This is a genomic window from Chryseobacterium amylolyticum (assembly GCF_051011775.1).
In the GTDB taxonomy this organism is placed as follows: domain Bacteria; phylum Bacteroidota; class Bacteroidia; order Flavobacteriales; family Weeksellaceae; genus Chryseobacterium.
The window spans coordinates 608,968-634,391 of the sequence record NZ_JBPCHX010000002.1; the positions used below are offsets into that span (position 1 = coordinate 608,968).

Annotated in this window: 22 protein-coding genes; 17 read left to right on the forward strand and 5 right to left on the reverse strand. The window is 36.7% G+C overall.

The window, feature by feature from the left end:
* The first annotated feature begins 26 nt into the window (after positions 1-26).
* From ACR1PO_RS07920 to ACR1PO_RS07940, 5 genes are all read left to right on the forward strand, one after another.
* Positions 27-662 carry a DUF4241 domain-containing protein gene (locus ACR1PO_RS07920; RefSeq protein ID WP_332385066.1) on the forward strand — a complete coding sequence of 212 codons (636 nt, stop codon included), beginning with the start codon at positions 27-29 and terminating at the stop codon, positions 660-662.
* Between the two features lie 67 nt (positions 663-729).
* Positions 730-1,620, forward strand: a complete 891-nt coding sequence (locus ACR1PO_RS07925) for a ribokinase (protein ID WP_433986406.1) — start codon at positions 730-732, stop codon at positions 1,618-1,620.
* Positions 1,621-1,709: 89 nt separating this feature from the next.
* Positions 1,710-2,555, forward strand: a complete 846-nt coding sequence (locus tag ACR1PO_RS07930; protein ID WP_433986407.1) for an alpha/beta hydrolase family protein — start codon at positions 1,710-1,712, stop codon at positions 2,553-2,555.
* On the forward strand, positions 2,552-3,196 hold the full coding sequence (locus tag ACR1PO_RS07935; protein WP_433986408.1) for an HD domain-containing protein: 645 nt from the start codon (positions 2,552-2,554) through the stop codon (positions 3,194-3,196). Before ACR1PO_RS07930 ends, ACR1PO_RS07935 begins: the two co-directional genes overlap by 4 nt.
* Positions 3,197-3,249: 53 nt before the next feature.
* A complete protein-coding gene (locus ACR1PO_RS07940) occupies positions 3,250-3,843 on the forward strand; it encodes a hypothetical protein (protein ID WP_433986409.1) in 594 nt (197 codons plus the stop codon).
* Between the two features lie 42 nt (positions 3,844-3,885).
* Here ACR1PO_RS07940 and ACR1PO_RS07945 read toward each other — a convergent pair whose 3' ends face one another.
* Both ACR1PO_RS07945 and ACR1PO_RS07950 read right to left on the reverse strand, forming a co-directional pair.
* Entirely contained in the window at positions 3,886-4,116 is a 231-nt protein-coding gene (locus ACR1PO_RS07945; protein ID WP_002977020.1) for a hypothetical protein, read from the reverse strand.
* Between the two features lie 144 nt (positions 4,117-4,260).
* Positions 4,261-5,151 carry a DUF72 domain-containing protein gene (locus ACR1PO_RS07950; protein ID WP_433986410.1) on the reverse strand — a complete coding sequence of 297 codons (891 nt, stop codon included), beginning with the start codon at positions 5,149-5,151 and terminating at the stop codon, positions 4,261-4,263.
* Positions 5,152-5,467: 316 nt separating this feature from the next.
* Between ACR1PO_RS07950 and ACR1PO_RS07955 the strand changes: the two genes are divergently transcribed.
* Positions 5,468-8,653 carry a TonB-dependent receptor gene (locus ACR1PO_RS07955; protein WP_433986411.1) on the forward strand — a complete coding sequence of 1,062 codons (3,186 nt, stop codon included), beginning with the start codon at positions 5,468-5,470 and terminating at the stop codon, positions 8,651-8,653.
* Positions 8,654-9,078: 425 nt separating this feature from the next.
* Here the strand turns inward: ACR1PO_RS07955 and ACR1PO_RS07960 are convergent, their stop codons facing one another.
* The 3 genes from ACR1PO_RS07960 to ACR1PO_RS07970 all read right to left on the reverse strand — a co-directional run bounded on the left by ACR1PO_RS07960 (position 9,079) and on the right by ACR1PO_RS07970 (position 12,138).
* A complete protein-coding gene (locus tag ACR1PO_RS07960; protein ID WP_002977026.1) occupies positions 9,079-10,737 on the reverse strand; it encodes a ribonucleoside-diphosphate reductase subunit alpha in 1,659 nt (552 codons plus the stop codon).
* A 54-nt stretch (positions 10,738-10,791) separates the two neighbouring features.
* The gene (locus ACR1PO_RS07965; protein WP_002977029.1) at positions 10,792-11,082 is read right to left on the reverse strand and encodes a hypothetical protein; all 291 of its coding nucleotides are present in this window, start codon (positions 11,080-11,082) and stop codon (positions 10,792-10,794) included.
* 81 nt (positions 11,083-11,163) lie between these two features.
* Complete coding sequence (locus ACR1PO_RS07970) at positions 11,164-12,138, reverse strand: ribonucleotide-diphosphate reductase subunit beta (protein WP_041461620.1); 975 nt, start codon at positions 12,136-12,138, stop codon at positions 11,164-11,166.
* 424 nt (positions 12,139-12,562) lie between these two features.
* Here ACR1PO_RS07970 and ACR1PO_RS07975 point away from each other — a divergent pair, with 424 nt between their 5' ends.
* The 11 genes from ACR1PO_RS07975 to ACR1PO_RS08025 all read left to right on the forward strand — a co-directional run bounded on the left by ACR1PO_RS07975 (position 12,563) and on the right by ACR1PO_RS08025 (position 25,422).
* Positions 12,563-13,252: an ABC transporter ATP-binding protein gene (locus tag ACR1PO_RS07975; protein WP_433986412.1), complete on the forward strand. Its 690-nt coding sequence runs from the start codon at positions 12,563-12,565 to the stop codon at positions 13,250-13,252.
* Between the two features lie 345 nt (positions 13,253-13,597).
* Positions 13,598-14,827 (forward strand): ABC transporter permease, encoded by a 1,230-nt coding sequence (locus ACR1PO_RS07980; protein ID WP_332385073.1) that lies wholly within the window; start codon positions 13,598-13,600, stop codon positions 14,825-14,827.
* Positions 14,828-14,913: 86 nt separating this feature from the next.
* Positions 14,914-16,185 carry an ABC transporter permease gene (locus tag ACR1PO_RS07985; protein WP_433986413.1) on the forward strand — a complete coding sequence of 424 codons (1,272 nt, stop codon included), beginning with the start codon at positions 14,914-14,916 and terminating at the stop codon, positions 16,183-16,185.
* A 117-nt stretch (positions 16,186-16,302) separates the two neighbouring features.
* Positions 16,303-17,514, forward strand: coding sequence for an efflux RND transporter periplasmic adaptor subunit (locus tag ACR1PO_RS07990; protein ID WP_374465464.1), 1,212 nt, complete (start codon positions 16,303-16,305; stop codon positions 17,512-17,514).
* A 68-nt stretch (positions 17,515-17,582) separates the two neighbouring features.
* Positions 17,583-17,732: a hypothetical protein gene (locus ACR1PO_RS07995; RefSeq protein ID WP_332385076.1), complete on the forward strand. Its 150-nt coding sequence runs from the start codon at positions 17,583-17,585 to the stop codon at positions 17,730-17,732.
* 50 nt (positions 17,733-17,782) lie between these two features.
* Entirely contained in the window at positions 17,783-19,309 is a 1,527-nt protein-coding gene (locus ACR1PO_RS08000; RefSeq protein ID WP_433986414.1) for a glycosyltransferase family 39 protein, read from the forward strand.
* Between the two features lie 128 nt (positions 19,310-19,437).
* Positions 19,438-20,343 carry an NAD(P)/FAD-dependent oxidoreductase gene (locus tag ACR1PO_RS08005; protein WP_433986415.1) on the forward strand — a complete coding sequence of 302 codons (906 nt, stop codon included), beginning with the start codon at positions 19,438-19,440 and terminating at the stop codon, positions 20,341-20,343.
* 150 nt (positions 20,344-20,493) lie between these two features.
* Positions 20,494-21,759, forward strand: a complete 1,266-nt coding sequence (gene glyA / locus ACR1PO_RS08010; RefSeq protein ID WP_433986416.1) for a serine hydroxymethyltransferase — start codon at positions 20,494-20,496, stop codon at positions 21,757-21,759.
* Positions 21,760-21,816: 57 nt separating this feature from the next.
* Positions 21,817-22,275, forward strand: coding sequence for a regulatory protein RecX (locus ACR1PO_RS08015; protein ID WP_433986417.1), 459 nt, complete (start codon positions 21,817-21,819; stop codon positions 22,273-22,275).
* 354 nt (positions 22,276-22,629) lie between these two features.
* Positions 22,630-24,558 (forward strand): polysaccharide biosynthesis protein, encoded by a 1,929-nt coding sequence (locus ACR1PO_RS08020; RefSeq protein WP_433986418.1) that lies wholly within the window; start codon positions 22,630-22,632, stop codon positions 24,556-24,558.
* Between the two features lie 39 nt (positions 24,559-24,597).
* Complete coding sequence (locus tag ACR1PO_RS08025; protein WP_433986419.1) at positions 24,598-25,422, forward strand: polysaccharide biosynthesis/export family protein; 825 nt, start codon at positions 24,598-24,600, stop codon at positions 25,420-25,422.
* The last annotated feature ends 2 nt before the right edge of the window (positions 25,423-25,424 follow it).

Genomic DNA, 25,424 nt, shown 5'->3' on the forward strand with positions numbered 1-25,424 from the left:
CCTGATGGTTTAAAAGAATAAATACAATGACACATATAGAAAACATAAAAAAACTATTCTCGAAAGACTTTGTGGAAAGTCCGTTACTGGAAAGTTTTGAAGTAGGAAAGATTTATCTTTCGAGCGGAAAGCTGGTAGCCTGTGATCCTTTGATCACCAATGATATGCTTCCTTTTACTACAGAATTTCCGAAGGGAGATTTCTCTGTAATGCTGCACAAAGAAAGAGAAAGCAACTGTGTGGCTTATGCCGAAATTATATTCAGCAATTCTGAAGTTAAAGAATGGAAACTGGCCACTACAGCAGGGCAGCAAATAAAAGACCTTGAAGAAGGAGAGGTGTTTGGATATCCTGTAGAAAGCGGCATGGGATGTTTCATGGATGTTGATACCCAAAACAGTCTCAATGAACTTGAACAAAGGCTGTATCAAAATAAAGGAGGTGATTTTATGGGAATCTACGAAGAGTTTTTCCATGATTATTTCTTTGATGAAAACGGAGCCATAGATCAGTATGCCTTTCTGAAACCGGCAAAGGAACATCCCGGAACTATATTTGCTTTTGAAACAGGATATGGAGAAGGATTTTATGCAAGTTATATAGCTTATGACAAAGATCAATTGCCGGTGAAAATAATTACTGAATTTATAGAAATAAGTTAAATTAAAATTAGTTATTTTAGAGACTTAATTTTATAAGGTATAAATTTTAAAGCTAATACAAAACACAATGAATTTCTCATCAGAACAACCCCGTATTATTGTTGTGGGCAGCTCATCCATAGATTTGGTTCTCGAAACCGAAAAACTCCCTTTGCCTAACGAGACGGTTCTGGCCGTAAAGTCAGACAGCTATTTTGGAGGTAAAGGAGCCAATCAGGCGGTAGGGACTTCCAGACTGGGGGCCAGTGTATACTTTATCGGATGTGTTGGAATGGATCCTCTTGGCCAGCAGATCATGAGAAATCTGGTAAGCGAAAATGTGAATGTAGGATTTGTTCATGAAACAGATAAAGAAGCTACAGGAACTGCTTATGTGACAACTTCCCACGGGAATGCAGCCATTGTGGTGGTACCGGCAGCCAATAAATATCTCAGCAAATCACATATAGATGAAGCTGACAAATATTTTCACACCGCAGATCTTATATTGGTACAGCTTGAGGTTTCTATGGATGTAGTGGAACATACCGTTAAAAAAGCTAAACAGTACGGGAAAAAAGTAGGATTGTATGCTTCTCCTGCAATGAGAGTCAGTGAAGAAATTTTAGAAAAGGTCGACTTTATTGTGGCTAAAAGCAATGAGTTATACATTATCTTTGGGGAAGAAAAAAGAGAAGACATCCTTAAAAAATATTTCAATAAAGTTTTCGTGAGAGATGATACCAATTCCACTATTTATTTTGATGGTACTGAGATGAAGTATTACAGAAACGATAAGGATGAAACCGTTTATAAAATGGGAATGGGAGATGCATTTACCTCAGGATTTGCTATCGCACTTTGCCATGGGAATTCTATTGAGGAGTGTGTGAAATTCGGGAATGAAGTTTCTTCAAGAGTCTCCGGAGGGAAAGGTTCTCAGACCGGACTGCCGAGAATCTCAGATTTCTTTTCATAAAGCTATTTACGACATATCAAAAGTCTGAAACTTAACATAAAAAGATAAGTAAAATGTCCACTTTTATAGTGGATTTTTTCTTTTATACTATGGAAAAACTAATACTGACCACGGAAGACGATATTATGCTGGCTGCCCACCTCTTTAAACCGCAGAAAGATAATGGGAAATTATTGCTGATCAATTCGGCAACAGGAGTAAAACAGCAGGTGTACTTTTCATTTGCCAGCTACTTCGCTGAACAGGGGTTCACGGTGATTACTTATGATTACAGGGGAATAGGACTTTCCAAACCAAAAAATATGAGAGGGTTTCATGGTTCCATGAGAATCTGGGGCTCAAAAGATTATAAAGCCGTCACTCAATATATCAAGACGAATTTTAAAGAATACAAAAAATACTGCCTTGGGCATTCTGTGGGAGCATTGATTCTGGGCATGAATAAAGATTCTGAAATATTTGAAGAACTTGTTTTTGTAGGAACCCAAAATGCTTTTGTCGGAAACCTTAGAGGAATAACAAAAGTGGAAGCCTATTTAGGGTTTGGAATTGCACAGCCAGTAACTACTTCATTGTTAGGCTATTTTCCGGCACATTGGTTCGGGCTTGGAGAAAGTCTCCCCAAAAATTGCGCATATGACTGGAGAACCTTAATTTTAAACAGAAAATCAACCAACAGGCTGTTGGAAAAAATTGATAACTTCTCAAAAAATTTGACACAAAAGGTATTTGTAATCCGTGCCGAAGATGACATATGGCTCACAGAAAAAGGAGTATTAAGCTTATTGAATAATACCTATCCTAATCTTAAACCCACTTACAGGCTGATAGCTGTTTCAGAATCTGATAAAAAGGAAATAGGGCATATCAATTTTTTTAGAAGTTACAACAGTAAACTCTGGGATATTATTTTAAATGAACTGACAGATAAATGAAAAGTACGATAAACAACACTGTAGCATTTGTAAAAGAAAAATTAGAAGGTGCAGAAGCCGGTCATGACTGGTTCCATATTGAAAGGGTCTGGAAGCTGGCTGCCCAAATAGCAGAAACAGAAGACTGTGATAAAGAGGTCGTAGAATTATCTGCACTTCTTCATGATATTGCAGATCCTAAATTCCATAATGGAGATGAAACCATTGCTCCTAAAATATCCAGAACGTTTCTTGAAGAGCAGAATGTTCCTGAGGAAACAATTCAGAAGGTATTGTTTGTCATTGAAAATATTTCTTTTAAAAACAGGGATCAGGCTCCGGTAAATCCGCCTATTGAACTTCAGATTGTACAGGATGCTGACCGCATTGATGCCATTGGAGCTATCGGAATTGCCAGAACATTCAACTTTGGAGGTTTTAAAAATAATCTGATGTATCATCCGGATATAAAACCCAAACTGGGAATGTCGAAAGAAGAATATAAAAAATCTGACGGAACAACCATTAATCATTTCTATGAAAAGCTGTTGCTTCTGAAAGATATGATGAATACTGAAAAAGGGAAAAAAATGGCCGAAGAAAGACATGATTACATGCTGAATTTCCTCGACCAGTTTTATAAAGAATGGAATGTAGATTAGAAAATTGGGCACAACTATAGATAAAATATAGAGAAGAAGTATCTTTGTACAATATGACACTCATTATTTTTATAATATTCCTGGCTTGTGTTTTTTCTTTGGTCCTGTTTAAGGTCAGATCAGGAAGTATGGCCAGGTGGGCAAAGCTGTTTCGTATTGTAACAGTCGTTTTTTCAATTTCTGTTTTTACCTATTGGTTTATTAAGAAAAGTGCTGTGGCATTTGTGGATAATTCCGTAGGGCTGCAGGTGGTCAACAAACTTCCCCAGACATTGGATTTTTACCTGATCAATGTGAACAAAACGGATCAAAGTACGGCTCTTGAACCGAAACATATCGGAAAAATACGTCCGGAATATTACAGAATAGAGTACCTGAAAATGGATAAATCCGATGAATACTGGATTGCAGGATATCTCGGAAAGAAAAATCTTGTGTATTTTTCCCAACATTCTGTACCGAATAAAAATATAGATCAGATTGTTGAAGTGCAGAATTATATTAATCAGAGTATGAAACTTTCTGATGCAGCGAAAAAACAGGTAGATGCCTACAATTATGAGAATACAAAACTGGGAATCTGGATTACACTGGATTTCCTGCTTCTGTTCCTCAATCTGGTACTGCTTCTCAGAAAGAATAAATAAAAAGGTAATGAGTTCTTATTCTCATTACCTTTTGCCTTTTTGTTAAGGATAATCCAGAATCTGCATGATCTGTTCTTTAAATTCTTCGGGACATGATTTGATAAGTTTGTCCTTATTCTGTTTACTGATTTCTTTAGGGTTGAGCCACTCGCTTTTATTGGAGTTCAAACTATGGTTGTCATATACTCTTTTTATGGTATGATTTTCATAAAAAATATATTCATCACCCAGCCAGTTATTGGCAATACTGATTGTACAAATTTCTTTTTCCATGATTTATGTTTTAAATTATAATGTTTAGTGAAATACATTATACTCTAATATACGAAATTTTTGTTAAGAAAAAGGAATTTTGTTTTTGTGAAATAAATTGAAATCAGCCTGTTTAAATTTTTATTTTTACAATAACCCTTTATATTAAAAAAGTGTTCCGGTACTTTCAGTTGCCATTTGTGGAATATGAATATCAGTTCCCCATTCCTCATTTACTTTCCTGATGAAATAAGCGGATAATAACGGAGAGGCTTTCTCAATATTCTGATGAACAAAAAAGTAAAGATTCTGCAGGCCTTCTTTTTTCCATTTTGTAAGGTGTTTCAACCAATCATCCAGTCTTTCGTAGTCACTTTCTGCATTGGCTCCTACATAACGGATAAATGCATTGGGAGTAGTAAGGCGCATATGAAGCATATCTCTTCTTCCGGCAGTATCTACAATAATATTGGTAATGTTATGGGCTTCAAAAAGTTCACATGTTGTATTAAGAATTTCCTCATCAGTAAACCATTCCGTATTGCGGAGTTCTATAGCCAGAGGAACCTCTTTTGGCCATTCTTTTACGAATTTTTCCAGTCTGTCATAATCTTTAGGCTTAAAATTATCATGGAGCTGAAGGAAAGCCATTCCCAGCTTCTGATCAAAATTGATGACAGCAGAAGCAAAATGGGTCACCGGATCGGTAACATCAATCAGTCTTCTGAAATGGGAAACCGTATTGGTGATCTTAGGAAAAAATTTAAAATTTGCCGGAGTTTTTTCTTTCCAGGTTTTTACCTGATCCGGTGTTGGCATTCCGTAGAAAGTGGCATTCAGTTCTATAGAATTAAATTGAGTAGCATAATAGGTCAGTTCATCCTTAGTTCCCTTGGGATAAAACCCTTTGAGATCCGTTTTATTCCACTTGGCACATCCGATAGAGATATTTTCCAGTCCTTTTTTATTAAGAGCCAGTATCTCTTTCGTTCTGGGATGATCTTTAGGTAATGTGAAATCTATTTTTGAAGGGTCTTCTACTTGTCCGAATTTCATATCTGTAGTTTTGGTATTAAACAATTAACACAAATATAAACCAAAAAACCCAGAGCATTTGACGATTTCCATGGAAAGTAATTAAACATGAAAAATTATTGATTGTAAAATTTTAAGAAACTGAACCCCTTTGAAATACTCCAGGAATAGTTTTTTTTACATTGTATGTAGAAAATTTTTTAACACTTTTACTAAGTTTCTATTAAGTTTTTTTTAAGGAAATATTAAACATTCTGTTACGTAATGTTAATTCTGTGTTACCACACTTCGTTTTTACTAGGTCTAATTTTACACCAAGTTTATAGCGAATAAAAATATGAAGAAAAAAATCATCTGTGCTTTTGCTCTGTTATCGTTCGGGTTTGCATTTTCACAGGAAACCAGCTCTAAAATTTTTGGAAGATTAAAGGGAATTTCTTCCGAAGTTACAGTAAAGGTAGTGCACATTCCTACCAATAGTACCTTTGAAACGAAAAGTAACAGCAAAGGTCAGTTCAGCTTAGATAATCTTCAGCCGGGAGGCCCTTATAAAATTGAAATATCTGACGGATCACAGGTAATCTATGAAAATCCGAATCTGCAGCTTTCTTTAGGGAATAACGACTTACCTGTAGTAGATGTAGGAAGTAAAGAGAAAACAATTGATGAGGTAAAAATCACTTCTAAAAAGAGCACAGCAAAATATGGAGTCGGAATAAGCCAGGCCCAGATTTCCGGTCTTCCGAATATCAACCGCGGCATTCAGGATGTTACCAAGCTGATTCCCCAGAGTGCCAACAACTCTTTCAACGGAACCAATTTCCGTTATAATAACGTGACTATTGATGGTTCTATCAATAATGACGCTATTGGATTCAGTCCTTCATTAGGAGGGCAGACAGGTACTTCAGGAATGCCCGGAAGCAGTACCCGTTCCAATTCTATAAGTCTGGATGCTATTCAGGATGTGCAGGTGTATATTGCGCCTTATGATGTGAAACTGGGGAATTTCCTTGGAGGAAGTATTAATGCGGTTACCCGAAGCGGAAGCAACGATGTGACAGGTTCAATGTATGCATACGGAAGAAATGCTGCAATTACCGGTAGAAACAGGGTTGGGGATAATGCTAAGATGCCTAAGGATTTTGAAGACTTTATCTACGGAGGAAGAGTAGGGTTGCCGGTTGTAAGAGATAAAGTATTCCTGTTTACAAACCTGGAATATACCAAAAGGACAGATCCTGTCTTCTATAATGCCAATGATCCGGGAGCACTGGTGAATGAACAGGTTGCCCAGCAAATTTCAGACTTTGTACACAATAAGTACGGATTCAATGTTGGAAGTTATAACCAATACAATAACTTCTCTGAAAGCTCTAAACTTTTCAATAAGTTGGATTGGAAAATTAATGACAAACATACTTTATCCATTAAAAACAATACTGTATTTTCACAGGCGTCCAATCTGGAAAGAGACGGAGCTAACTTCAGATTCTCCAGCATGGATTTCGTTCAGAAAAATACAGCATCTACCACTACACTCGAACTGAAAAGCCGTTTTAATGATCAATGGAGCAACAATTTAGTCTTAGGCTATTCTTCCATTCATGATTACAGGGATCCTACTTCGGGAAATGCAATGTTTCCACAGGTAGAAATTGCGTACAATGGCGGAACAATCTTGCTGGGTAATGACAGGGAAGCTACTGTTTTCAATATGAAGCAGAAAACTTTTGAAATTACAGACAACCTTACTTATAAAAAGGGAAACCATACCTTCCTGTTGGGAACTCACAATGAATTATACAATATTAACTACGGTTTTGTAAATGCTCTGAACGGAAGAATCTCCTATAAAAGCCTGAATGATTTTTATAACGGAACTCCCGCCAGGATAAGAGGAACATATCCTTTTAACGGAGACAGCAGACAAACGCTTTTTGATAATCCGTATGCCCAATATAAGGTGAATCTGCTTTCCCTATATCTTCAGGATGAGATCAATTGGGGAAGGGTGAGACTTTCACCGGGAGTAAGAGTAGATTATACAGATTTACCGAATAAGCCACAATTAAGCCCGTTGGTAACCCATTCGCCTCAGGACCCGAACTATGGAAATACCTATAATTACACTCCACTAAGCCAGCTTACCAACAACTATCTGAATAAGCCTACGTTCTCTCCAAGACTTGGATTTACCATTGATCTTACAGAAAACAGATCGATGGTATTAAGAGGAGGTTCAGGTATTTTCGTGGGAAGAATTCCTTTTGCATGGTTAGGATATGCTTATTACAATGACGGGGTAGGTTTCGGAAGTTATGATTACAATGCACCAACACCTGCACAGCTCGCTTCCAACGGAGATCCGCTGAACAATGCCAATTTTCCGAAATGGCAGAATTCTTCAAAAGTACAGGTAGACCTTATTGACAATAACTTTAAAATGCCAAGAGTGTGGAGAAGCTCTTTAGCTTTCGATTATACCTTTGCCGGATATAAATTAACCTTAGAAGGTATTTATACGAAAGTGCTTTATGATCTGAAATTCCAGCAGGTGAACAAAACGGATAATGTGACGTATTACAGCTATGATGTGAATCATGAAATGCCGGTCTATACCACCAATATCAACAGTAATTTTTCCAATGCCTATCTTTTATCCAATACAAAAGAAGGATATCGTTACAATTTGACAGCACAGCTTTCAAAGTCTTATGATTTCGGATTTAATTTCTTTGTAGCCTACACTTACGGAGATGCTAAAGACATTACCAACGGTATCCGAAACTCGATGGAAAGTAACTGGCAGATGAACCAGTCTCTTACCCCTAACGATCCGAAGCTCACAACATCTAACTTCGCCATCAAAAACAGAGTGGTGGCCAATCTTGGATATGCTTTTAATATTTCTGATATGAACAGATTATACACCAATGTATATTTTAATGCTCAATCAGGAAATCCTTTTTCATGGGGATTTGTGAACAGTACAATTGCCAATACAGGACAGGCTGCCGGACTTGCGTATATCTTTAAAGATGCTGCAGAGGCTTCCAAATATATAGCCCCTATAAAAGATGCCTCAGGAAATGTTGTGGTAACGGCTCAGCAGCAGATTGCAGATTACGAAAACTTTATTAACAGTAACGACTATCTGAAATCCAGACGAGGTAAATTCACGGAAAGAAACGGAGATGTTACTCCATGGAATATTCAGGCGGATATCAGAATCATGGATGAAATCAGGTTGAGTAAGAAATCTAAGAATAATATTCAGATCTCATTGAGTATCATTAATTTCACTAATCTGCTGAACAAAGATTGGGGTAAAGTATATTTTGTTCCTAATACTTTCAACTCTACAGCAAGTGTCGGGTTAACAAAAGTAGGAAATGTAGCAGCAGGACAGCCTTCTGCAGGAGATCCTACCTACAACTTCAAAACACCGGGATTACCTTATACCATTGATCAGTTTGCATCAAGATTTCAGGCACAGCTTGGGGTGAGATATAATTTTTAATAACGCTTTTACATTTTACTTCATAAATTCTTTTCAAAGGTCCGGATTTTCTTTCCGGACCTTTTTATAGATGATAAATCATAGATCGCCGATACAGAAATTACAGTTTATCTTTACTGTCAATTAGGTAAATTAACGTAATCATCTGCGGAAATCTGCGTAATCTATGGTGAATTAAAACTCATACAAATTATAACTATTCCATAGGAACGGGCTTAACCCGTTTTCATAAAATAAGCCATAGTATGCATCGGATCGGCTTTAGCCAAAACTTATTAATGCCATAGGAAAGATCTGTGAAAATCTGTGTAATCCGCGGGCGAATAAAATTAAATTGGCTTCATCCCAACCTATTATATAATAAAAAACGACAAAAGCACACCATTCGGTATGCTTTTGTAAATATAGCGTGTTTATTACTTGATCTATGCCTCGCAGCTTGAGCATGATACGAAGTTAACCATCATTTCTTTTGAAACTGATGAACTTCTCTGGTAGTAAAGTGTTTTTACTCCTTTTTTCCAGGCTTCAATATAAAGGTAGTTAACATCTTTTACAGGCATTGTAGAAGGAATCTGAAGATTCAGTGATTGTGCCTGGTCAATATATTGTTGTCTCTGTGCAGCCTGAGAAATAATTTCCATCGGAGAAATTTCTTTGAATGTTTTGAATACTGCCTTTTCTTCAGGAGTAAGTTCATTCAGGTGCTGTACAGATCCATGGTTGAGCATGATTGTTCTCCATGTTTCCTCGTTATCCAGTCCTTTTTCTTCCAGTAATTTTGCAAGGTATTTATTCTTACGCATAAAGTTTCCTTTAGCAAGACCTGCTTTATAGTAGTTAGAAGCAAAAGGTTCAATTCCCGGGGAAGTTTGTCCCAAAATTGCAGAACTTGAAGTGGTAGGAGCAATAGCCATTGTTGTGGTATTTCTCAGCCCATATCCTTTCAAAACTTCCGGTTCACCATAGATGTTGGCAAGCTCTCTTGAGGCCTGTTCAGCCTGTTCTTTGATATGTCTGAATGCTCTTGCGTTGAACTGAGTTGCCTCAAAGCTTTCAAACGGAATCATATTTTTCTGTAAATAAGAGTGGTATCCTAGCACTCCTAACCCAAGGGCTCTGTGACGCATTGCGAAGTTTCTTGCTCCCTGTAAGTAATAGTTACCCTCAGTTTTATCAATGAATTCAGATAAAACGGCATCAAGGAAATATATAGCAAGCTTTACAGCATCTGTATCCTTCCATTCATCATATAGTTCAAGGTTCATGGAAGACAGACAGCAGATGAAAGATTCTTCCATGGTGGATGGAAGCATAATTTCGGAACAAAGGTTACTTGCATTCACCGTCATTCCTAAATCTTTATAAACTTGTGGCTTGTTTCTATTAACGTTGTCTGTGAAGAAAATATACGGAAGACCTTTTTGCTGGCGGCTTTCCAGTACTCTTGCCCAGACTTTACGTTTTTCCATATCACCGTCAATCATATCCTGCATCCAGTAATCCGGAACACATACTCCGGTGAATAGGTTCTGAATCGGGCTGCCGATATCTTTAATAGATAAAAATTCTTCAATATCTCCGTGGTCAATATCTAAATACGCAGCAAAAGCTCCTCTTCTTACTCCTCCCTGGGAAACAACATCCATAGCCGTATCGAAAAGCTTCATGAATGAAACTGCTCCGGAAGACTTTCCGTTATCCGTTACCGCTGTTCCTCTGTTTCTCAATTCTCCGAAATACCCTGAAGTACCTCCTCCAATCTTTGTCTGCATGATCACTTCACCCATTTTGTGGGTAATCCCTTCAATGCTGTCCGGGATGTGAACGTTGAAACATGAGATTGGAAGACCTCTCTGAGTTCCCATATTAGCCCATACAGGAGAAGAGAAACTGATCCATCCTTTCGTGATCATTTCTTTGAATGCCGGTTGAAGTTCAGGTTTGTATAACCTTTTTGCAGCGGCGGTGGTAATTCTGTCGATTGCTCCGTCTACTGTTTCACCTTTCAACAGATATCCTCTGTTAAGCATCTGCTCAGACTCTTCATTGAGCCACCATATATTTGAATTTTGCTCTTCCATAGATGTTATATTTTCGAATTCCGGAATGAAGGAATCACTCCGGAATTTTGTTTTTTATTGTATTGATTGTAAAATTTCTACTTTGTGGGAACCGTTCAGCCCGCTTTCATCTCTTAATCTCTGAAATTCTTTAAAAGACGGAACATTCAAGACCTCATGCTGAACTTCTTCATTGATGTAGTTTGAATAATGTACAAAAGTAACACCATCTTCCTTTACAAAAACTTTATACTCAAAGGTGGAAGGATCTAAATTTTTGAAATCTTCCAGAAACTTTTGGATATTAGCTTTATTGTTTGGAACAAAGTCGGGGTTTACCGTATAAGTTACTATTACATTAATCATTCCCTTGATATTTGTGCTTTATTAATGAATTGCCTTCCTGATACTGACTGCATTGACGCTCGATGCGCTCGCGCCCGGATATTAAAACAAGTCGTTTGCTGTAATACTCTTGTCGTGTTTCGTATAGTCTACAGGTCTTTTGGCAAAGAAATCATCTAATGAATTGGCGAAAACTTCCTCCTCGAACCATACCATTGGCCTGTATTGCTCAGGGGTAATGTTGTATCTTGTTTTCATGTTGATTTTCTTCAAGCTGTCATCTACACGGTATTTCATGAAGTTTAACAGATCTTCTTTGGAAACGTTGTCGATTTCTCCCAATTCAAAGATCCAGCTAAGGATATCACCTTCTCTTGCGATAGACTCATCTACAAGGGTATAGATATCTTCAATATCGCTGTCCGTTAATAAGTCCGGTTGTTCTTCACGGATTTTGTTGATCAGGTAGATTCCTGCATTGGCGTGAATCTGCTCATCTACTGAAGTCCATGCGATGATATTGGAAACATTTTTCATGAATCCTTTGAATCTTGTGAAAGAAAGGATGATGGCAAACTGCGAGAAAAGAGAAACGTTTTCCACTAAAATACTGAATAATAATAAAGCGGAAACATATTCTTTCGGTGTAGCAGAATTAGCGTGCTTTAAGGCATTTCCAAGAAACTCGATTCTTCCTTTTACAGCAGGAATTTCGATTACGTTAAGGAATTCATCGTTATATCCTAAAACCTCTAATAAACGGGAATATGCTTCAGAATGACGGAACTCGCATTCTGCAAAAGTAGATCCTAATCCATTGAATTCCGGCTTTGGTAAGTGGTTGTATAAATTCCCCCAGAATGTCTTTACAGACACCTCGATCTGTGCAATGGCTAACAGCGCATTCTTCACAGCATGCTTTTCGTGTGGTTCCAACTGCGAATGAAAATCCTGAACATCTGCAGTAAAGTCCACTTCCGAATGTACCCAGAACGATTTGTTGATGGCTTCTACAAATTGAAGAACCTCCGGGTATTCAAATGGCTTATAGCTTACTCTTTTATCAAAAATTCCCATATTAAATATCTTTATAATTAAATAATTTAGATCCTTGTGGATAACGTTCCGGAAATACTTAAGTTTTTGTTTTTCTGCAGGTTGTGAATTAAAGTTATCCACTTTTGCAAATCCATATTTCTTGTAAAGAACTAATAGCAAAGTTCGAAAAAAAGAACTGATTTTGAAAGGGGTAAATACTAATCGGCTGACTTTTAGCCTGAAAAGTTTTCCACATTTACATGAAACAGCCTCGTATAATAGGCTAAACAGCAATCTTGAGGATAAATAGATCGAAATGTGAAGTTACAGTTAAACAATATTTTGTAAAGTATTATTAATAAAGGGTTATTTTATTAAACGAAAAATATTTTGAATAAATTTTTATTCTTGTAACAATTTGAAAATATCATCTACTTATTGGGTATAAAACATACATCACTTAATGTTAGTAATTCAGGATTTAAATAAGTCATACGATACAGGGAAAAGCAAACTTCATGTTCTTAAAGGAATTAATCTGAATATTTCTGAAGGGGAGTTTGTTTCTATTATGGGAAGTTCCGGTTCCGGAAAATCTACACTTCTTAATATTATTGGGATTCTGGATGAAAAAGATTCAGGAACCTATGAATTGGATGGAGTTCCCATCGAACATTTATCTGAGGTAAAAGCTGCGGAATACAGAAGCAGATTTTTAGGATTTATTTTTCAGTCTTTCAACCTTATCAATTACAAAACAGCTTTGGAGAATGTAGCGCTTCCGTTATATTATCAGAATGTACCGCGAAAAGAGCGAAACCAGAAAGCTATGGAATATCTGGAAAAAGTTGGGCTTGCCCAATGGGCAAACCACCTTCCAAGTGAACTTTCCGGAGGGCAGAAACAGAGAGTGGCCATTGCAAGAGCTTTGATTACCAATCCGAAAGTGGTGCTGGCGGATGAACCTACCGGAGCACTCGATTCCAAAACCACCCATGACATTATGAAACTTCTTCAGGATATCAATAATGAAGGGAAAACAATCATTGTGGTAACCCATGAACCAGATGTCGCTGCACAGACCAAAAGGAATGTAGTCCTAAAGGACGGAATTATTGAAAGTGATGAGTTTATTAAGCAGATTATACTATAAGTGAATACTGAACGGTCAATTTTGCTTCACAAGTGAATTTTATAATGAGGAGGACAAATAATTGATATCACAGACACAAATGAATATGAATAAAAATGTTTTTACATCTGAACCATTATAAGCTTGACGTATATCAATCAGCGGGAGAATTAAAAATAGAATGTTATAAGGCTTTATCTAAAATTCCTGATCATGAAAAGTTTAATATAATTGACCAGATATTAAATATTACCGAGGGATGCTAGAAGAATTATGAAGAACAAATTGACAACAAAGTTAATTGACTTCGAAGAAAATTGAGAGCGCAGCTAATTGACTTTTTTACACAGTAAAAAAATAAAAAATATGTTTGACCTAGATCGTTGGCAGGAAATATTCAGTTCTATCCGGAGTAATGTACTCCGGACAGTGCTTTCGGGGTTTACGGTAGCTTTGGGACTGTTTATTTTCATTGTACTTTTCGGAATTGGAAAAGGACTTCAGAATGCTTTCTCTGAAGGATTTTCGGGAGATGCCAAAAACCTGATTACCATTACTACAGGAAAAACGACATTGGCTTATAAAGGATTACAGTCTGACCGTACGGTTACGTTGAATAATGATGACTACGATTTCCTTATCAATGCTGATAAAAAGAATGTAGGAGCTTCCAGCCCGCGATATAATGCCAGCTTAATGGTAAAATATGGCAAAGAAAGCGGGATTTATCAGGTACATGGCGCAGAACCGGGTGAACAGGTGATCGAAAACCGAAAAATGATTGATGGGCGATACATTACCCCAAGAGATCTGGAAGGGAAACAAAACGTGGCTGTTATCGGAAGAATGGTACAGAGGGATTTGATTAAAAACGGAAGCCCGGTAGGAAAAGAACTCGATATCAATGGAACCATGTTTAAGGTGGTAGGCGTGTTCTCTGATGACGGTGGAGACTGGGACGAAAGACATATCACAGTACCCATTACCACTTTACAGCAGATGAAAAAAGGATCGGATACGGTGAACATTGCCTATATCTCCTATAGTGATAAACTGACCCCTCAGGAAGCCATTAAATATGGTGATGAGCTTAAAGATAAACTGAAATCAAGAAAAAATGTCTCTCCTGATGATGAAAACGGTGTCCGTGTCTGGAACAATGCCAAAAATATGAATGACACTTTTACATTTATGGCGGTACTTACTGCAATTGTAGGATTTATCGGATTAGGAACATTGCTTGCCGGAATTATCGGGATCAGTAACATTATGGTGTATATCGTAAAAGAAAGAACCAAAGAAATCGGGGTACGAAAAGCTATTGGAGCAAAACCGAGTGGAATTGTGGGGCTGATTGTTCAGGAAAGTGTTGTAATTACAGTAGTGTCCGGACTTGTTGGAGTAGGAATAGGGGTTTTAACGTTAAATCTTATCGGGAACAGTCTTGAAGAATTCTTCATTAAAAGCCCGAGCGTAGGATGGGGAGCTATTGTGATGGCATTTATTGCCCTGATTTTCTCAGGACTGATTGCAGGATTTGTTCCCGCATACAGAGCCTCAAGAATCAAACCGATAGAAGCATTGAGAACAGAATAATTTGCTATAATACGTGAGTTTAAAAAAAGCAAAAGAAGATAAACAGATTAACGGGATTCATTATTTATAACTTATAACTCGGAAAGGTGAATATCATATTTAAAAAAGACACTTGGCAGGAAATTTATTATTCATTGAGGAATAATAAACTCCGGACATTTCTTACCATGATCGGTGTAGGGTGGGGAATGTTTTTGTATGTGAGCCTTCTTGGAGCTGCAAAAGGAATGGAAAATGGTTTTGATAAATTATTTTCCGGTTTTGCGACCAATTCCATCTTCCTGTGGGCACAGAAAACGTCTATCCCATACGAAGGGTTTCCTAAAGGAAGAGAAGTTCACCTGAACCTGAATGATATGGAAATGCTGAAAAGAAAAGTAACAGCCATAGATTATATATCGCCGCAGAATGCCAGAGGAAGCTTTACCGGAACGCCGGGAGAAGCCATGTCAAGAAACGGGAAGAACGGAACCTATTCGCTTACCGGAGATTATTCTGTAGGAAATAAAATTTCAGAAAAGAAACTGATCTTCGGACGCTACATCAATGATGCCGATGTTTCCGGGAATAAAAATGTAGTGGTGATAGGAGAAGAAATTTATAAAAACTTCTTTGATTCCAAGAAAAAAGAAAATCCAATAGGAAAGTCTATTAATATCAAAGGGCTGTTTTTTAATGTAATCGGAGTTTTCCGTGTAAAAAAAGGAGGCGGATTTGAAAATGACCAGACTGCTTTTATCCCACTTTCCACGTATACGAAGATGTATAATGCAGGAGACCAGATCGATATGTTTGCTATTGTAAGCAAGCCTAATGCAAATGTTAACTCGGTAGAAGAAGATGTAAAGCAGGCTTTAAAAGCCAAGAATAAAGTATCTCCTGAAGATACCAACGCTTTCGGTAGTTTCAACCTTGGAAAAGAATTTAAAAAACTGACAGGCTTTCTTACGGGAATGCAGCTGCTGACCATTATCGTGGGTACACTGACCATTCTTGCAGGAGTAATTGCTATTTCAAATATCCTGTTGATCACCGTAAAAGAAAGAACCAAAGAAATAGGGATCAGAAGGGCATTGGGAGCCAAGCCTGCTGAGGTAAGAAATCAGATTTTGCTGGAAAGTGTTGTTATTACCCTCTCTTCAGGATTAATAGGTTTTATGTCCGGGATTTTTGTCCTCATGATTCTCAATGCTGTTACTCAGGGCCAGGACTCATTCCCATTCTATAATCCGACGGTCAACTACGGAAACGTATTTGCGGCAATGGCGGTAATGGTGGTTTTAGGACTGGTTATCGGGATGATTCCCGCACAGAGAGCTGTGAAAATTAAACCTATTGAAGCGTTAAGAACAGAGTAATTAATTTGAAAAATGAAGCAATTTGAAAATAAAGAAGAACGATTGATAAATGAACGAAATCAATCTTTCAATCTTTTAATTTTTCAATCTATTTAATAAAAAATAAACTATATACATATGAAAAAGAAATTCACTTGGAAAAAAGCCATTTATATAGTGTTGGGGCTTTTATTTGCAGTGGCATTATTCTCAGGGATTGGCTATCTTATAAAATCTAACTCTAAGGAAGGTGAAGCTTTCCTTACCCGCAAGCCTACCGTTCAGAATATGGATGATAAGGTAATGGCTACAGGGAAAATTGTTCCGAAAGAAGAAATTGAGATCAAACCCAATATTGCAGGGATTATAGATAAAATCTTAGTAAAAGAAGGAGATAAGGTAGAAGTAGGACAGCTGATTGCTACCGTAAAAATTGTTCCAAGTATTTCTGAAGTAAACGCTGCTCAGCAGGAAGTTCAGAATGCGCAGATCCAGATCAGTAACGCCCAGATGAATGTAGGAAATATGCAGAAGCAGTTTGATATGCAGGAAAAGCTTTACAAGCAGGGCGTGGCTTCAAAACAGGAGTTTCTTAATTCTCAGCAGCAGCTATTCTCTCAGCAGCAGGCTTTGAAAAATGCCCAGCAGCAATTGAACACCGCTCAAAAAAGACTACAAATCGCTAAAACAGGGGCAACTCCGGAACTTAAAGGGCAGGGTCTGGCGACTACCGAGATCCGTTCCAAAGCTTCAGGTACCGTACTTGAAGTACCTGTTAAAGCAGGAAGCCAGGTGATTGAAGCCAATAACTTCAATGCGGGAACTACAATCTGCTCGGTTGCAGATTTAAATGTGCTGATCTTTAAAGGTGAAATCGATGAAGCACAGGCAGGAAAACTAAGCGAAGGGATGGATATGAATATCGTAATCGGAGCATTACAAAACAAAACTTTCCCTGGAAAACTGACCATGATTGCCCCTAAAGGAAAAGATAATGCAGGAACTATTAAATTTCCGGTAGAAGGTAATGTAAGTAATCCTAATAATGAGTATATTAGAGCAGGTTTTTCTGCGAATGGTGAAATTGTTTTGAGTTCTCAGAAAAACGCATTATTATTGGATGAATCTTTGGTGCAGTATGAAAAGAAACAAGGAAAAGATGTTCCTTTTGTAGAAACCAAACAAAAAGACGGCAAATTCAAGAAAGTATATGTGAAACTGGGTGCAAGTGACGGGATCAATGTTCAGATTCTTCCGGGATCAAATATTACAAAAGATACTGAAGTGAAAGTTTGGAACCCGTCAGATAAAGACAAAGAAGAGCTGAAAGAAAAGGCTAATAAAAAATAATAAACTACACTATACACTTTTAAACTGTAATCCTGGAGGAATTCTTTTTCTCCGGGATTTTTTATATCTTGAAAACCTATCAGGAATATTTAGCTGCCTGCCAGAAAACTCCTATAGAGGAATGCTCCGGAAAGAAAGACGAAATTGAATATTGGTCTGACAATATTCAGAAAATAAAAACTGAAATTATTGATAACAGGTTTGAAATAACAGTGTAACGGAAAAGAAGTTTAAACTGTCTTATCTTTAAATCCAAACTATTATACCCATGAAAAAAGACTACTGGATTCTCGTTCTTTTTATCATTGCAAAGTTTGCCCTTCAATATTCATTGATAAGTCCTGAATATGAACTTCACAGGGATGAATACCTGCATCTTGATCAGGCGAATCATCTTGCATGGGGATATCTTTCTGTTCCACCCGTCAATTCCTGGATAGCCTGGATCATTAAAATATTGGGCAACTCCGTATACTGGGTTAAATTCTTTCCTGCTTTATTTGGAGCAATGACAATAGCCCTTGCCTGGAAAGTTGTTGAAGAACTGAACGGAAGCCTTTTTGCTAAAATACTTACTGCGTCAGGTATTTTATTGTCTGTACTTCTTCGGGTAAATATGTTATTCCAGCCGACATCACTGGAAATTTTCCTGTGGTTATGTCTTTATTATAGCCTCATCAAATATTTTAATTCCCAAAAAGTTAAGTGGATTTACACAGGAGCAGTCATTTTCGGAATAGGAATATTGAATAAGTATAATATTGCTTTTGCAGTCCTTGGACTTATTCCTGCATTTCTGCTAACAGAGCAGAGGAGAATCTTTATGCAGTCTCATGTATACTGGGCAGCGCTTTTGGTTTTAATTATTGTTTTTCCCAATCTTTTATGGCAGTATCAGAATCATTTTCCGGTAATTCATCATATGAAAGAACTTTCAGAAAAACAGCTTGTACATGTGGACCGGATGGACTTTATGAAATCTCAGATTCTCTTTTTTATAGGTGTCTTTTTTGTTATTCTAGCAGGCTGGGGGGCGTTATTGTTGTATAAGCCTTTTGAGAAATTCCGGTTTTTCTTCTGGAGCTATATTATTACAATGACTCTGTTCTTGTTTTTTAAAGCAAAAGACTACTATGCTATAGGACTCTATCCCGTTTATATTGCCTTTGGTGGAGTTTACCTGGGGCATTTATTTGAAAAAGGATGGAAAAGATTTTTGAAGCCGGTCAGCATTCTCATTCCGATACTTTTATTTCTTCCCTTATATAATGTAGCCTTTCCGAATAAAAGTCCTGAATATATAATCTCTCACCCGGATCGGTATAAAAAATTCGGACTGCTTCGCTGGGAAGATGGAAAAGATCATCCTTTACCACAGGATTTTGCTGACATGCAGGGCTGGAAAGAGCTGGCTCAAAAAGTGGATAAGGAATATTCCAAACTGGCAAAAACCGGAAATACAATGGTGTTGTGCGACAATTACGGACAGACCGGAGCAATTAATTATTATTCAAAAGCGGGTGTTGTAGCCATGTCATTTCATGCAGATTATATCAATTGGATAGATTTAAGCAGAAAATACAAAAATGTAATCCGGGTTAAAGATGCCCCCGAAGCAGGAAAAGAACTTAATGAATCCGGTTCCTTTTTTGAAGTTGCGGAACTAAAGGATTCTATTACCAATCCGTATGCGAGAGAAAAAGGAACAGCTGTTTTCAGTCTTCAGGGAGCGAAAATAAATATCAATAAAAGAATTCAGGACGAAATTACCGAAGTTAAAAATGAATGGAAATAGTTTTTCAGTAGAAGTGGTAAATGACCATTTGTTTATGGAATAAAGAAAATAGATAAAAAACATTATTGCAACTATATTGCGTTAGTTGATTTTGCTTTACCTTTGTATTATCAATTATCAACTGAACTATGGAAAATAAAAATTTTGATGTTATCATAATAGGAGGAAGCTATTCGGGATTATCTGCGGGAATGTCTTTGGGAAGATCTTTAAGGAATGTTTTGATCATTGATAATGGAAAACCTTGTAACAGACAGACTCCGCATTCTCATAACTTTGTTACCCATGATGGAAAAACACCATCAGAAATTTCACAACTGGCAAAAAACGATGTTGAAAAATACAATACTGTCAGTTTCTGTAAAGGAACCGCTGTGAAAATACAAAAGACCAATGAAGGTTTTAAAATTGAAACTTTATCTGGTGAAAAATTCAATTCTAAAAAGCTAATTATTGCTTCCGGGGTGAAGGATGTAATGCCTGATATTCCCGGATTTGCAGAATGTTGGGGGATTTCTGTTATACACTGCCCATACTGCCATGGATATGAAGTAAAAAATGAAGTCACAGGAATTCTTTCCAATGGAGATATGGCTTACGAATTTTCAAAGCTGATTTTTAATCTGACCAAAAGCCTTACCCTGTTTACGAATGGAAAGGCTTCCCTTACTGATGAACAAATAAAGAAACTGGCTCAGAATAAAATTAATCTTATTGAAGATGAGATTGAAAAGATAGAGCATGACAACGGATCTATTCAGAAAATTATTTTCAAAAACGGGAAAGAGATTTCTTTAAAGGCTTTATATGCTAAAATTCCTTTTGAACAAAATATCAATGTATCTGCTGATCTGGGATGTGAATTGACAGAACAGGGGTTTATTAAAGTGGACATGATGCAGAAAACGAATGTTCCCGGAGTATTTGCATGTGGAGATAATGTAACCATGATGCGTTCCGTAGCCAATGCAGTTGCACAGGGAAATTTTGCAGGTGCCGCGGTTAATAAGGAGCTTTCAGATGAAGAATTTTAGAAACATTTTCATATCATTAAAACAATCATAATGTTGAATTTATTGATGAATGTTTTTATTTTTTAGTGTTTAAAAATCATTTTTACAATAGAGAAATCTCGACGAAAATTCCGTACATTTGGGGTGAAAATTTCAAAAACTAAAAGTAAAATGGATATTATTTTCGACCTGATTGAAAAGGAAAGACAAAGACAAACCCATGGATTAGAGCTTATCGCATCAGAAAATTTTGTTTCTGAAAATGTGATGAAAGCAATGGGAAGTGTACTGACAAATAAATATGCTGAAGGATATCCCGGAAAAAGATATTACGGAGGATGTGAAGTAGTAGATGAGGTTGAAACTTTAGCCATCAACAGAGCTAAAGAGCTTTTCGGAGTAGATTATGTGAATGTTCAGCCACATTCCGGTTCTCAGGCGAATGCAGCCATTTATCTTGCAGTTTTGAGACCTGGTGATAAAATTATGGGAATGGACCTTTCAATGGGGGGGCACCTTACCCACGGCTCTGCAGTGAATTTTTCAGGAATTCAATATAACGTGGTTTCTTATGGGGTTCAGCAGGAAACAGGTCTTATTGATTATGATCAAATGAGAGAAGTAGCGTTGAGAGAAAAACCAAAAATGCTTATTGCAGGTTTCTCAGCCTATTCAAGAGATTTAGATTATGCCAAATTCAGAGAGGTGGCAGATGAAGTGGGAGCTACCCTTTGGGCTGATATTGCTCACCCGGCAGGTTTAGTAGCAAAAGGATTATTAAATTCTCCATTCGAGCACTGTCATGTAGTAACAACTACAACTCACAAGACGCTTAGAGGTCCAAGAGGAGGAATGATCATGATGGGGAAAGACTTTGAAAATACATATGGCCACAAAACTCCAAAAGGAGAAATCAAAATGATGAGCCAGGTTCTGGACGGAGCTGTATTCCCGGGTATTCAGGGAGGGCCGCTTGAGCATGTGATCGCCGGTAAAGCAGTTGCTTTCGGGGAAGCTTTGGATGTTCAGTTCGAAACTTATGCAAAACAGGTTAAAGCAAATGCTCAGGCATTATCAAAAGCAATGATCAACAGAGGTTTTGATATCGTAAGCGGAGGTACAGACAATCACCTGATGCTGGTAGACCTTAGAAATAAAGGAGTAAACGGTAAGGAAACAGAGAAAGCACTTGTACTTGCCGATATTACCTGCAACAAAAACATGGTTCCTTTTGATGATAAGTCACCATTTACGACATCCGGTATCAGATTGGGAACTGCAGCTATCACAACAAGAGGATTGAAAGAAAATGATATGGATACTATTGCGGGACTGATTTCTGAAGTAGTAGACAATATCAAAAATGAAGAGGTGATTGGATCTGTAAGAAAGAAAGTTAACGAATTAATGGAAGGTAAAGCTCTGTTCAATTACTAACAGATATTGCTATATTATATAAAGAATGGGCAAATTGCTCATTCTTTTTTTATTCAAATGGAAAAGAAATCTTATACTTTCGAAGAAATAAAACAGAAGCTGGTCAATTACTGTGTTTACCAGGACCGTTGTCATGCTGAAGTGGAGCAGAAGATGAGAGAATTCCTGCTTATAGATGAAGCGAAGGAAGAAATTATTCTATACCTGCTGAAAGAAAATTATCTGAACGAAGAAAGATTTACCCGAAGCTATATCAGAGGTAAATTTTATATCAAACACTGGGGGAAAAACAAAATTAAAATGAATCTGAAGCAGAAACAGATTTCTGAGAAACTGATCAATTCATGTTTTGATGAGATTGATGACACTGATTATGAGAAAACTATCAGGAAAATTTTTGATGATTATTATTCCAGACAAACCGGTTTGAAAGAATATCAAAAAAAAACCAAGACTATAAAGCATTTGATGAGTAAAGGTTTTGAATATGAAAAAATAATTGATATTTTTGATTAAATATTAATAAATTAAAAAAACTTGACGTATGACTTTTAGGAAAAAAAATAAGCAGTTCATTGAAAAAGATTGATATATAACGATTTAATAATTCTTTTAAAGAAAAACAGCTTAAATGAAGAATTTTTATAGATAAATATCACCTTTATAAACAGCTTTTATGGTATGATTTTTGTCTGTGAGTTTAGCTGTACCGTAATGAAATTATTAGATTTCATAAACATAACATCAAATTTATTTTTGATTTCAACATATTGAAATAAATTTATTTATTTTTGTGTGATTGTGTCAAAATATATTTGATTGGATCATCAGATAATATACCTTAATTAAATATGAACACCAATACAGACAATGTACAATTCTCTTAGAAAAACAATATTTGGAGGGGATAATGTTGTCAATCTCTCAGACGTAAGATATCTTCCTCGATGGATAATTCTTGTAATAGACATTATTATTCTGATCATATCTTTATTTCTTTCCACTTACATTATCGCAAAGATTACCAAGCAGGAGTTTATATACCATGAAGATAAAAGTTTAATTTTTGCTTTTATTATTCTGGTGAATGCCATTTTTATGTACGTCTTCAAGACGTATGCCGGTATTATCCGCCACTCAACATTTATAGATTTATTTAAACTTCTGATATCATGCTTCTGCACAATGCTGACTATCGGAACTATAAATATTGCTTACTTCTGGACCACAGGAAGTAAGTTTATACTTACTCCTTATCTGATACTTTACTTTGTAATTTCTTTTATGGGATTATTCCTTTTCAGACTATATGTGAAAGAGTTTTTCCATATTGTAAGGGAATATAGAAGAAGTGCACTGAAAAAAAGAATTCTGGTATTGGGGATTGATGAACAATCTATTGCGATAGCTCGTGCTATTCTGGATAATCCGAGCCTGCCTTATCAGGTAGTTGGGTTTTTAACTCAGAGAACAGATTCTAAAAGAGCTTCTCTGTTAGGAAAACCAATTTATGAAAAGGAAAAGATAGAAGAACATTCAAAAGAAGATCTTATGGTTGACGGGGTTCTCATTGTTAAAGAGATGATGGCCAGAGATGAGATGAATGCCTGGGTGAATTTGTTTTTAGAAAAAGACCTGAATGTCTTTAAAGCACCATCGGTACAGAAGTTAAGAGACAGTGATCTTGGCGGGTCTATCAAAAACCTTCAAATTGAAGATTTGCTAAATAGAAAGCCTATCAAAATTCAGAATGAGAAAGTTAAAAGCAGACATTTTGATAAAACAGTATTGGTAACCGGTGGAGCAGGATCTATAGGAAGTGAGATTGTAAGACAGGTTGCTCTTTTTAATCCTTCTTTGATTGTAGTACTGGATCAGGCTGAAACACCACTTTACGAAATCGAACTTGAAATGAGAGAGAAATTCCCTCATATCACTTTCAAATTTGTTTTAGGAGATGTTTCTAACCATCACAGAATGGAATCTCTGTTCCAGACGTATAACTTCTCAATGGTATACCACGCTGCTGCCTATAAGCATGTTCCTTTAGTAGAAGAAAACCCTCATGAAGCCATTTTTGTCAATATATTAGGTTCAAAGATTGTTGCGAAATTATCCAGCAAGTATAAAGTAAACAGGTTTGTAATGGTATCTACAGATAAAGCTGTAAATCCAACGAACGTAATGGGAGCCTCCAAACGTGCTGCAGAGCTTTTTGTACAGTCACTTCAGAATGTAGAAGGTAATGTGACCAAGTTTATTACCACGAGATTTGGAAATGTATTAGGCTCCAATGGTTCTGTAATTCCTCATTTTAAAAAGCAGATTGAAGCTGGTGGTCCGGTAACTATTACCCACCCGGAAATTGTAAGATATTTCATGACAATTCCTGAGGCCTGTGAGCTTGTACTTCAGGCCGGAACAATGGGAGAAGGAGGTGAAATTTTTGTCTTTGATATGGGAGAACCTGTAAAAATTATTGATCTTGCGAAAAGAATGATCAAATTATCAGGATTCGAACCTAATATAGACATTAAGATCATCTATACAGGATTAAGACCCGGCGAAAAGCTGTACGAAGAACTTCTGAGTGACGATGCAAAAACACTTCCTACGCATAATGACAAAATTATGATTTCCAAAGATCCTTCAATGGGATTTGAAGATATAGACAGGCTTACTAAAGAAATTACCAAGGCTTCCCTGCGAAGAGATAAAGTGGAAGTGGTAAGGATTCTTAAAACAATAGTGCCAGAATTCCGAAGCAATAATTCAATTTATGAGGCTTTGGATAAATAGAAAAAATATAAATGTATATTTGCACAATTTAACAAGATAATGAAAGGAAAAATATTAGCATTAGTTTTGGCGTCCTCTTTAGTGATTTCCTGCAAAGTGAACCCCAAAGCTAAGAATGATTTAAATTATATGCAGAATATAGAACAGGTAGCAATCAATGCATCTGCTAAAAATTCAGCAAATACAATCCAGGTAGGAGATCAGTTGGTTATTCTGATCACTGCGAAAGATATGGATGTTGTAAAACCATTTAATCAGAATTATTCTTCCTCAGAACTTATCCAGACCAATGCCATAGCCGGCGGAAATACTCCTAATCAAGGAACAACTGTACTTTCAGGACCAACATATATTGTAGATGCAAATGGAGACATTGACTTTCCAATATTAGGAAAACTGAATACATCAGATAAAAGTCTGACCGCTTTTAAAGATGAGCTAAGGGAAAAAATGACAAAATATGTTATTAATCCTACCGTTAATATAAGGCTCTCGAATTTTAAAGTTACAATACTTGGAGAAGTCAACAGACAGGGAGACTATACTATAGCAAACGGGCAGGCAACTATTTTAAATGCATTAGGTATGGCTGGTGACTTGACGCAATATGGGAAAAGAGAAGATATATTGGTTATCAGAACAGAAAATGGTGTTGTTTCTCATGGTCGTATTAACCTCCAAGATGCTAATTTAATTAACTCTCCATATTATAATCTGAAACAGGGGGATGCCATTATTGTTTCTTCAAACAATACCAAAGATGTTATGGCAAAACAAAACCCCAATACAGGTCTTTACCTGACCGCTATTTCTATTGCGGTTACAGCAGTTGCTGTTGTAGTAAGTTTATTTAATAAGAAATAAAG

Bases quoted from the DNA above. Each gene is read 5' to 3' on its own strand.
- ACR1PO_RS07920 (WP_332385066.1), top strand. From the start codon at position 27: ATGACACATATAGAAAACATAAAAAAACTATTCTCGAAAGACTTTGTG.
- ACR1PO_RS07925 (WP_433986406.1), top strand. From the start codon at position 730: ATGAATTTCTCATCAGAACAACCCCGTATTATTGTTGTGGGCAGCTCA.
- ACR1PO_RS07930 (WP_433986407.1), top strand. From the start codon at position 1,710: ATGGAAAAACTAATACTGACCACGGAAGACGATATTATGCTGGCTGCC.
- ACR1PO_RS07935 (WP_433986408.1), top strand. From the start codon at position 2,552: ATGAAAAGTACGATAAACAACACTGTAGCATTTGTAAAAGAAAAATTA.
- ACR1PO_RS07940 (WP_433986409.1), top strand. From the start codon at position 3,250: ATGACACTCATTATTTTTATAATATTCCTGGCTTGTGTTTTTTCTTTG.
- ACR1PO_RS07945 (WP_002977020.1), bottom strand. From the start codon at position 4,116: ATGGAAAAAGAAATTTGTACAATCAGTATTGCCAATAACTGGCTGGGT.
- ACR1PO_RS07950 (WP_433986410.1), bottom strand. From the start codon at position 5,151: ATGAAATTCGGACAAGTAGAAGACCCTTCAAAAATAGATTTCACATTA.
- ACR1PO_RS07955 (WP_433986411.1), top strand. From the start codon at position 5,468: ATGAAGAAAAAAATCATCTGTGCTTTTGCTCTGTTATCGTTCGGGTTT.
- ACR1PO_RS07960 (WP_002977026.1), bottom strand. From the start codon at position 10,737: ATGGAAGAGCAAAATTCAAATATATGGTGGCTCAATGAAGAGTCTGAG.
- ACR1PO_RS07965 (WP_002977029.1), bottom strand. From the start codon at position 11,082: ATGATTAATGTAATAGTAACTTATACGGTAAACCCCGACTTTGTTCCA.
- ACR1PO_RS07970 (WP_041461620.1), bottom strand. From the start codon at position 12,138: ATGGGAATTTTTGATAAAAGAGTAAGCTATAAGCCATTTGAATACCCG.
- ACR1PO_RS07975 (WP_433986412.1), top strand. From the start codon at position 12,563: ATGTTAGTAATTCAGGATTTAAATAAGTCATACGATACAGGGAAAAGC.
- ACR1PO_RS07980 (WP_332385073.1), top strand. From the start codon at position 13,598: ATGTTTGACCTAGATCGTTGGCAGGAAATATTCAGTTCTATCCGGAGT.
- ACR1PO_RS07990 (WP_374465464.1), top strand. From the start codon at position 16,303: ATGAAAAAGAAATTCACTTGGAAAAAAGCCATTTATATAGTGTTGGGG.
- ACR1PO_RS08000 (WP_433986414.1), top strand. From the start codon at position 17,783: ATGAAAAAAGACTACTGGATTCTCGTTCTTTTTATCATTGCAAAGTTT.
- ACR1PO_RS08005 (WP_433986415.1), top strand. From the start codon at position 19,438: ATGGAAAATAAAAATTTTGATGTTATCATAATAGGAGGAAGCTATTCG.
- glyA (WP_433986416.1), top strand. From the start codon at position 20,494: ATGGATATTATTTTCGACCTGATTGAAAAGGAAAGACAAAGACAAACC.
- ACR1PO_RS08015 (WP_433986417.1), top strand. From the start codon at position 21,817: ATGGAAAAGAAATCTTATACTTTCGAAGAAATAAAACAGAAGCTGGTC.
- ACR1PO_RS08020 (WP_433986418.1), top strand. From the start codon at position 22,630: ATGTACAATTCTCTTAGAAAAACAATATTTGGAGGGGATAATGTTGTC.
- ACR1PO_RS08025 (WP_433986419.1), top strand. From the start codon at position 24,598: ATGAAAGGAAAAATATTAGCATTAGTTTTGGCGTCCTCTTTAGTGATT.